Here is an 8878-nt window from a genome sequence, read left to right as displayed (position 1 = left end):
CCGGATGCCCGGCAAGGCTTGCCTTACCAGGATGAAGTCTTTAAATTTCATTACGCTGCTCTTATAGCCAGGTAAAAGCGCAGGCCTAGCCCAACATTCTTTTTAATATTCTCAAACCCGAAAGTTCATGCCTGATCACCGCGGCAATATGCAGCGCCACACAAAACGCCAGCGCACACACAGAAAATATATGCAGCCGGGTAAAAAACTCTTTCAGCGCCGGATCAAAGGGTAAATAAGGGATCAGGGTCATGCCGAGAAACTCAACCTTTCTGTCCATCATCAATACCCCGGAGAGTAAAACAATGAAGATCAACAGATACATGCCGGCATGCACCTTGTCGGCGATTTTACGCGAGCGCAGCGGCAGGCCTTGATAGTCTTCGGGGGCGGGATTATTAACCCAGTTTAAAACACGGAACATAAATACCGGTATAAAAAAGGTATTCATCAACACGTTTAGCGCCAACACCGAATTTTTGAGCTCGGCATCAACCTCGAACAAGGTGACGTAAAATCCCGAGATCGTCACCCATAAAATCACCACAGCACTGAGCCAATGGAAAAACCTTGTTTTCTTATTATATTTTTCATTTGAAGCTATCACGACGATATCCTTTAACTCTCACCACAAAATAATCTTCTTGTTTATCCAATATTAAGTTGTAATTCTTGTGCCAGCTGGCGGTAAAACTGCCACTGCTCCTGTGTCAGGGGAATGCCCTGCTCCCGCCTCAACGCAGCGGTTTTGGACTCTTTATCCCCGGCACAAAAGATGGTTTCCCCGTCAACAGCACCGCTTTCCCTGACTTTTTCCAGCAATAACGACAGCCTTTTTTCAAACATGGCTTTGCCCATAAAGGCTTCGATATTGATGGTGATATAAAAGTGACTCACTTGCCGCGGCTCGTCATACGGCGGGGCATAGAGGTGGCTTAACTCCCAGTCGAACAGACTCTGGTTCAGGACACTGGTTAAAATCGTCACCATCATTGCCAAACCCTGGCCTTTATAGCCCCCCAGGGGTTTTAACGGCCCGATTTCCCGGCTTTCCCGGTCGACATAACTGACCCAGTCATTTTCTATCGGCATATCGGTGGCCAGGTGACGCATGATTTTTGACAAAGACACCTGGCTGGTGGCCATATCCAGGCAAAAAACATCACCGTTTTCTCCCGGCGCGGCAAAACTTAAAGGGTTAGTGCCGAATAATTTATCGGTGCCGTTATAAGGCGACACCAAAGAGTCGGCATTACTGACACACAGGCAAATATAACCTTGCTTCGCGGCATGATAGGTATAGTTGGCAGCGGCGCCAAAATGATTGGAGTTCTTCACCCCGATGGCAGAAATACCAAAGTCTTTCGCCAGCTCAATGCTTTTTTCTACCGCTTCAAAACCGGCAACCAGGCCCAATGCCTGATCGGCATCAAGTTGCCCGACCACGGGGAATTTGTGGTGGCACTGGATATCCGGCCTGCTCTTTGCCCTGCCGCCTTTAAGTTCCTGCAAATAGGTGGCTAATAACCCGACTCCATGGGAGTCTATCCCCCATAAAGAGGGATTAAGCAAACCATTGCTGATAAAGGCCTTGTGTCTGTCACTGAGATCAAAACTTTCCAGCGATGCGCTGATAATCGTGCTCAGGGATTCAACCGAAATATTATGCTGCTTCATGAGACTTACCATCGAGATACAACAAATAATCTGCCAGGGCTTTAACACCCGAGCGTATTTGTTCCTTGTTTACATAGCTAAAAGACAAACGGATATAATGCTCATGGCCACCCGCATTGGAGAAAAAGCTCATCGGCACACAAATCACGCCGAACTTTTCCGCACACTCAAACACTTGCTGCCCGGTGAAGGACATGGGCAATTTCAGGGTTAAGAAGAAGCCACCTTCCGGACGGTTCCAGCTTACCTGCTGTAAAGCCGCCGGGCCTTGATGAAAATGCTGCTCCAGCGCTTCAAGCATCACATCCCGGTTATCCCGGTACAGGGAAACTAAAGGTTCAATCGCTTTGTTGACGGAACAGTCCACCTCAAGCAGCAGGCCGCCGACAATCGCCTGGGCGATTTGCCCGGTATTGACGCTGATCAGACTTTTCACTTTGGAAAACTCTTCGATCAAAGGCGTTTCACCGCCGTCGGCACTACGCAGCTTTTGATCGCTGATCAGGTAACCCACCCGCAGGCCCGGACAAATCGTTTTGGCAAAGGTGCCGATATAAATCACATGGCCGCCGGTGTCCAGCGCCTTTAATGTCGGCAAGGGCTCTCCTTCAAAACGAAAAGCGCCGTAAGGGTTATCTTCTATCAGCAATAGCCCGCTTTGTTGAGCATAAGCCAGTAACTCCCGGCGGCGCGCTAAGGTAATAGAAGTGCCCAAAGGATTATTAAAGTCCGGGATCAAATACAGTGAACGCGGATTTTTCCCCTCAGCCTTGATTTGCTGGCAAACCTGCTGCAGATGCTCCAGGTTTGGCCCCTGATCATCGCTTTCTACCACGGCAATTTCAATACCCTTGATTTGCGCCAGCCCGGTAATACCGATATAAGTGGGATCTGTGATCAACAACACATCCCGGCCCGGGGTAAACAAGGCCGACAAACATAATGCCATGCCTTCCTGCGCGCCATTGGTCACCAGGATATCATCGGCATCGACCGTGAACTTTTCATCGAGTTGCAGCGATTGAGCGATCAAATGGTTAATAATGCCGTTGGTGCGGCCATACTGCCCCAAAGAGGTGTACACCGAAGCCGGGGAAACATCCCGGGCTTCGCTGCTATGGTCAACAAACAGCTGTATTTTTTCCAACCATCCCGGCACATCGAAGAAGGCCTCCGACGGACGGCCCGAAGCGAAAGAGATGGCGCCGGGAAACTTCTCGGCGACTTCATTAAGAAAATTCATCACTTCCAGCTGGGGCTGGGGACGATAGGCCAGCTCGCTGGCCTGCAAAGTTAACTTATGGTCCATATTAAACTAACTCAGCCTCCTCTAACTGGTTAAACAGATCCTGGATGCTGTCGTCTTCAAAGCCTTCATTACCGGTACGCTCAATAATTTCAAACATCATGCCGCTGTTTTCATCACGGTTGGAAAATATCTGGCGTAATCCCTGACCCTTGATAATGCCAGTGGCAAATGTAAACCCTTGTTCTTCAATGAGTTTTGTTGCACTTTCAAGGTCGTTCACTTCAAGGGCAATATGCTGGACACCGGGGCCGTATTGCTCAACATAGCGAGATACCTGAGATTCTGGCTCCAGACCCTGAATCAAAACGATAGTAAAATTACCACTGCCCATTACGGCAGAAATCATACCCGAGTTTTTCCCTAAGGTTTCGCGTCTGCCCTGAAACTCAAAGCCCAACATTTGCTGATAAAACGCAATGGCCTTTTCCAAATCCAGAACTGCAACTGCAACATGATCAATTTTGGAATAGATGTTTGCCATACTTTCAATGTTCAACGGAGGTAATACCATTTTTTAATCCTTTTTTTTGTAAGCCTTATGTAGCAACTGTTCGCCAGACGCAGAATAGACCCGGCACAAAAACGACAGATGTGATCGGGCAGTGACTTGCAGCCTGTAGACGATAAAGATCAGATCATTATCAGCAGAGACAAGATCACCAACCCCATATCCGGAGTGTGTGCATCATCTGGCATGTTAACCATAAGATTAATTTTATTATTGTAATGTTTACTCTTTCATTAAATAACAACAGCTCTTAGCTGATAGCTGACGAATAAGCCCAAAAAACATTACCGTAAGCATTTGATATTAATCAAATTTATTTGATTCACATCATAATAACACAGGGATTCTGAAGCATTTAACTTCAGCGAGCAACCTGGTATTTTCAGCGTGATGATTTTTACATCGATTTTGTCGTTACCGGCACGAGTATACATAAAAAAAGTAATTTTCACATAGCGATTTTTATATTTTAACAAAAATTTTATAATTATAACGGCAATAACCGGATGAATAACGACCAGGTTTTCAGCAAATAGAGGCCGGCGGCAGGCCGCTCAAAACACAGGCAAGCTACTGGAATATAAGTACTTTATAAATTATCACATCCGGTTGGCATCAAGCACTTAGCTGAGGTATCAATTTACTCTTTAAAAAAATAAATATTTTAACATCGGCTTTCAATAGACAACTCACGCGTGAGAGGTTTTATTTCAGTTGAAGAAACCGACAAAAGATCTCATGCGTGAGAACTTATAACCAACAACAACGCCAAAACAAAGATCTCATGCGTGAGAAGTTATAGCCAACAACATCGCCGAAGCAAAGATCTCATACGTGAGATCATTCCTGCCAAAAAACTTTCGATAAAAAATAAAAAACTTTAAAAAATATTTATCTGGTTTTGTCCTCCAGAAAAAGCGGTTGCCAAATTTATTGCAAAGCCAGTACTGATGCACTTTAAAGACCGAAATAACCCCAGCTTTTATTGCCACAGATCCCGGTAGTCGAACCGGACAATAACCCGGGAAATAACAAAATCATTCCCTTTGGTGTATTGCCTTTGGCTTTTTGATTAATTAGTATTGCCTTCTCTTAAACTCTAATAGGTTGATTGTGTAATGCGCGTTTTTAATAAAATGCCGCTGACATTCAGATTTACTCTGTTTGTCTTTATCCCTTTGTTTTTTCTGGTTATTTACAGTTATAAACTATTTTTTCTGGACCCGCTTCCCGATAAGACAACCCGGCAATTTGTCAATGGTTTGGATGATAAGGTAAGCATAGAACGTGATAATCACGGTCTGGTAAAAATCAAAACAGAAACTGATAAAGATGTTTATTTTGCCATGGGGTATGTCCATGCCCAGGACAGATTATGGCAACTTGAACTGCAACGCAGAATTAGTCAGGGACGGCTCAGTGAAATATTTGGTAAAACTTCAGTCCATCAGGATATCTGGTTTCGTACCTTAGGCCTTTATCAGGCGGCGAGTGAAAGTATCCCTTCTTTAAGCCCAAAGGCGAAAGCATCGTTAGAAGCCTATGCCGCCGGGATCAATAGTTGGATACAGTCGGCAGAACAATTGCCGGTTGAGTTCTCATTGCTCGATATTAGCCCGGAGCCCTGGACAATAACCGACTCTTTAGCCTGGATTAAGGTCTTTTCATTAAATCTGGCCCACAACCTTCATTCGGAAATTGAAGCCTATATAGGTGCGCAATATTTGTCGGATGAACAGCTCAGCCTCTTCTATCCGGAGCTGGCAGACAGCCCGATGACGGCCAAGATCAAAAATGAAGAAAAACTAAAAGCTTTATTTGCCCGCTTTGATGCCCTGCAAACCGAGCAGCAGCAAACCTACAAGATCGGCGGTAGTTATGTCGGCAGTAATGCCTGGGTAGTTTCAGGCGAACTGACGCAATCCGGCGTGCCTATCCTGGCAAATGATCCTCATCTCGGTTTACAGCTGCCTTCCCTTTGGTATTCCGTTAAGCAAGAAGGTAAAAATCTGGCGGCTTCCGGCATGAGCCTGGTGGGACTGCCCGTGGTTATCTTCGGAAAAAACAACGACATCGCCTGGGGCGGCACCAATATGATGGCGGATGTACAAGATCTGTATATCGAAAAGATAAACCCAGATAATAGTCTGCAATATCAAGTAGATGGAGAATTTATCGATTTTGAAACCAGAAACGAAATCATCAAGGTAAAAGCAGAATCTCCGGCATTTCTTAAAGATCCGATCAAAGATGTCGAAATTCAGGTGCGAAGTACCATACACGGGCCGGTGATCAGTGATGTTATCCAGGGGTTCGAACAGCCGATATCCCTTCGCTGGACTGCGCTTAATAGCGAAGACACCACGTACAACGCTTTTTACCAGTTAAGTTATGCCAGCAACTGGCAGGAATATAACCGGGCGCTTGAACAATATGTCTCCCCTGCGCTGAATTTATTTTATGCGGACAATGACAATAATATCGGCTTTACCGGCATAGGAAAAATTCCCCTGCGCAACCAGGGTAAGGGACTGCTGCCGGTATCCGGCGCCGACTCGGATAATCACTGGCACAGCTATATTCCCTATGCCGAGATGCCAAGACGTTATAATCCCGAAGAAGGTTACCTGATAAACGCCAATAACGTAAATACAACAAAGGGTTATCCTTACTTTATCTCCGCCGACTTTGCTCCGCCGGCAAGGGCAGAGCGAATTGAAGCGTTGCTCAAAGAAAAACAAACTAAGTTGACCCTTGACGATATGCAAACCATGCAGGGAGATATCAAAGATATATCAACGACAAAAATGTTAGCCTTATTAAAAGAGATAGCGGCTGACTTCCCTGGGCAGCAACAAGCCCTGGCATTATTGAATCAGTGGGACGGCGAAGCAAGCAGAGAAAGTATTGCCGCCACCATTTATTATACCTGGCTGCGCCATCTGAAAAGTTATCTCTTTAACGACGAACTCACCAGCTACTGGAACAAAAACCAGCTTCAGGGTTATCTGCGAAACCTGAAAGAAAAAGTGGCAGCAGATAAACTGGCGGATCTGCTGGCGAGCAACAGCCCCTGGTGCGATAACATCAACACCGAAAAGAAGGAAAGCTGCAGTAACATCATCGAAATGTCATTAGGCTCGGCGGTTAAGGAAATGAGCAAATTTGCCGGGGCCGATATGGATAACTGGCGCTGGGGCGACGTACAGTATACCCGCTATCAGCATACGCCTTTTAGCCAGATGAAATTACTGGACCAGGTGTTTGAGCGGAAGATCGGCAACGGCGGCTCAGCCAACACCATCAATGTCGCCAGCGGTACCTTTGACGAAGATAAAGGTTACCTGCAAGATTTTGGCGCCGGTTTCCGTCAGATCATCCGCTTATCGCCGCAGGAACCTGTCCAGCTGTTAATGAATTCCACCGGACAATCCGGACAGCTGGCAAGTGACTATTACGACGATATGGTCGAACGTTTCAGAGATGTCGAATATATCAACTTTGCCAAGGAAGTGCCTTATGTGCAGTCCATCACTTTGCAACCGAATAACCAGGAAGGAGCATCCCAGTGAAAATTTTTAATTCCTTTACCAAGGAGGCGCCGAATAAAGTCTTTATCTCGATTTTACTCGGTGCCCTTGCCGGTATGCTTTATTCGGCGCTTATTCCTTTGGTGCTTTCGGGCATCAACCCGGAAGATCCCGCTTTTCCAAAAGCCGATACGGTAACCGAGACCCTGTTCTCGTTTGATGTCAGCAATTATAAACTGGCGCTGATGTTCCTGTTCAGTTGTGTGCTGATCCTGTTAATGCGCAGCTCGTCAGAAGTTATGCTGATCCGGGTATCGAGCAATGTCGCTAAAGATCTGCGCACTAAATTTTACTACCGCATTGCCGGTGCGCCTTTGGCAACCCAGGAGAAAATCGGCTCGGCCCGGTTTACCGCGGCGGTAAATATCGATGTCCCGAGGATTATCGGCGGCGCCCGGGTGATCCCGGAAATCCTGATCAACACCATCACCTTAGTCGGTATGTTGGGCTTTTTGGTCTACCTCAACTTTGAAGTATTTAAGTTTGTGATGATGGCCATTTTTATCGGCGTGATCTGCTATCAAATCCCGATCACTATCGGCAGCCGCATGTTCCAGACCTCCCGGATAGAGCAGGACAAATTGCAAGAGTCGATAAAAAGCCTGATCTATGGCGCCAAAGAGCTCAAACTCGATACTTTAAAGCGCCAACACTTTTTTAAACATACCTTGCTCAACCACGAAGACAACATTTTAAAAAATAATAAAAGGGCAGAAACCATCATGCGGGCCACCATGTGTTTTGGCGACCTGATCTCCTTTTTTGTTATCGGTGCGGTGTGCTTTATCTTCGTCAACTATTATTCTATCAGCCAGCAGGAACTTGTCGGTGTGGTAATGGCGCTGCTTTATGTAACCGGCCCTATCTCTATCATATTAGGTTCGATCCCCCAATTGGCGATCGCCTCGGTTTCATACCGCAGAATGGAAAAACTGATTGCAGAAATTCCGCAGGAAGACAGCAATGAGCAGGTTAACCAGCTTGGCGAGTGGCAAAGCATGAGGTTTAACCAGATAGAATACAGCTACCCTATGGTTTCAGGTGAAGCCGGGTTTAAAGTCGGCCCGCTTAACCTGGAAATTAATAAGGGAGAAATCACCTTTATTATCGGGGCAAACGGCTCGGGTAAGTCAACGTTAAGTAAATTATTAACCCTGCATTACCTGCCTACCTCGGGTGACATCTTGTTTGGCGATCAACGTGTCTCCGCCGACTCTATTGTCAGCCACAGGCAGACTATCGGGGCGATTTACTCGGATTACCACCTCTTTGACCGCCTGCTGGTGGAGTTAACCGATGAAGTACTGGCAACAACCCAGCATTATTTGAAAACCTTACATTTGGACAAAAAGGTGAAGATAGTCGACGGCCAGTTCTCCACGACCTCGTTATCCGACGGGCAACGTAAAAGGCTGGCACTGCTGGTGGCATTTTTGGAAGACAAAGATCTTTACCTGTTCGACGAATGGGCGGCAGATCAGGATCCGGTCTTTAAAAATGTCTTTTATACCGAAATATTGCCCAACTTAAAGGCCAAAAACAAAGCGGTTATCGCCATCAGTCATGATGATAAGTATTTTGACGTCGCCGATAAAATACTGGTCATGGATCAGGGCAAACTCGTTGACTATGAGGAATCAAGCTTACATCTTGCTCAGGTCAGTTAACCTGCCAAGGTAACAAATACAAAAACAGAAGTAAGCATTTGATTTTTATCAATTAATATTATGAACCCTTTCTTTGGGTTCATAATATTTAACGGTTTTCGCCAATAGCAAGACTTAAACCACAGGT

General features: G+C 46.0%; 6 protein-coding genes. 2 read left to right on the top strand and 4 right to left on the bottom strand.

Annotation, left to right across the window (positions count from 1 at the left end; all coding sequences use genetic code 11):
• Window positions 1–85 precede the first annotated feature (85 nt).
• The 4 genes from SG35_RS30695 to SG35_RS30680 are packed head-to-tail and all read right to left on the bottom strand — an operon-like array spanning window position 86 to window position 3497.
• Entirely contained in the window at window positions 86–607 is a 522-nt protein-coding gene (locus tag SG35_RS30695) for a cytochrome b (protein ID WP_053043081.1), read from the bottom strand.
• A gap of 41 nt (window positions 608–648) precedes the next feature.
• On the bottom strand, window positions 649–1677 hold the full coding sequence (locus SG35_RS30690) for an Ldh family oxidoreductase (RefSeq protein ID WP_053043080.1): 1029 nt from the start codon (window positions 1675–1677) through the stop codon (window positions 649–651).
• Window positions 1664–2986 (bottom strand): aminotransferase-like domain-containing protein, encoded by a 1323-nt coding sequence (locus SG35_RS30685; protein WP_044833297.1) that lies wholly within the window; start codon window positions 2984–2986, stop codon window positions 1664–1666. The genes SG35_RS30690 and SG35_RS30685 overlap by 14 nt, the downstream gene beginning before the upstream one ends.
• A gap of 1 nt (window position 2987) precedes the next feature.
• Window positions 2988–3497 carry a VOC family protein gene (locus SG35_RS30680; RefSeq protein ID WP_236702609.1) on the bottom strand — a complete coding sequence of 170 codons (510 nt, stop codon included), beginning with the start codon at window positions 3495–3497 and terminating at the stop codon, window positions 2988–2990.
• Window positions 3498–4612: 1115 nt separating this feature from the next.
• Between SG35_RS30680 and SG35_RS30675 the strand changes: the two genes are divergently transcribed.
• Together SG35_RS30675 and SG35_RS30670 are read left to right on the top strand one after the other, a co-directional pair.
• Window positions 4613–7066: a penicillin acylase family protein gene (locus SG35_RS30675; protein ID WP_044833295.1), complete on the top strand. Its 2454-nt coding sequence runs from the start codon at window positions 4613–4615 to the stop codon at window positions 7064–7066.
• Window positions 7063–8751, top strand: coding sequence for a cyclic peptide export ABC transporter (locus SG35_RS30670; RefSeq protein WP_044833294.1), 1689 nt, complete (start codon window positions 7063–7065; stop codon window positions 8749–8751). The genes SG35_RS30675 and SG35_RS30670 overlap by 4 nt, the downstream gene beginning before the upstream one ends.
• Window positions 8752–8878 lie beyond the last annotated feature (127 nt).

Source organism: Thalassomonas actiniarum, assembly GCF_000948975.2.
Lineage (GTDB): Bacteria > Pseudomonadota > Gammaproteobacteria > Enterobacterales > Alteromonadaceae > Thalassomonas > Thalassomonas actiniarum.
The sequence above is the reverse complement of the archived record's forward strand: the minus strand, read 5'-3'. Positions and strand labels throughout refer to the sequence as shown.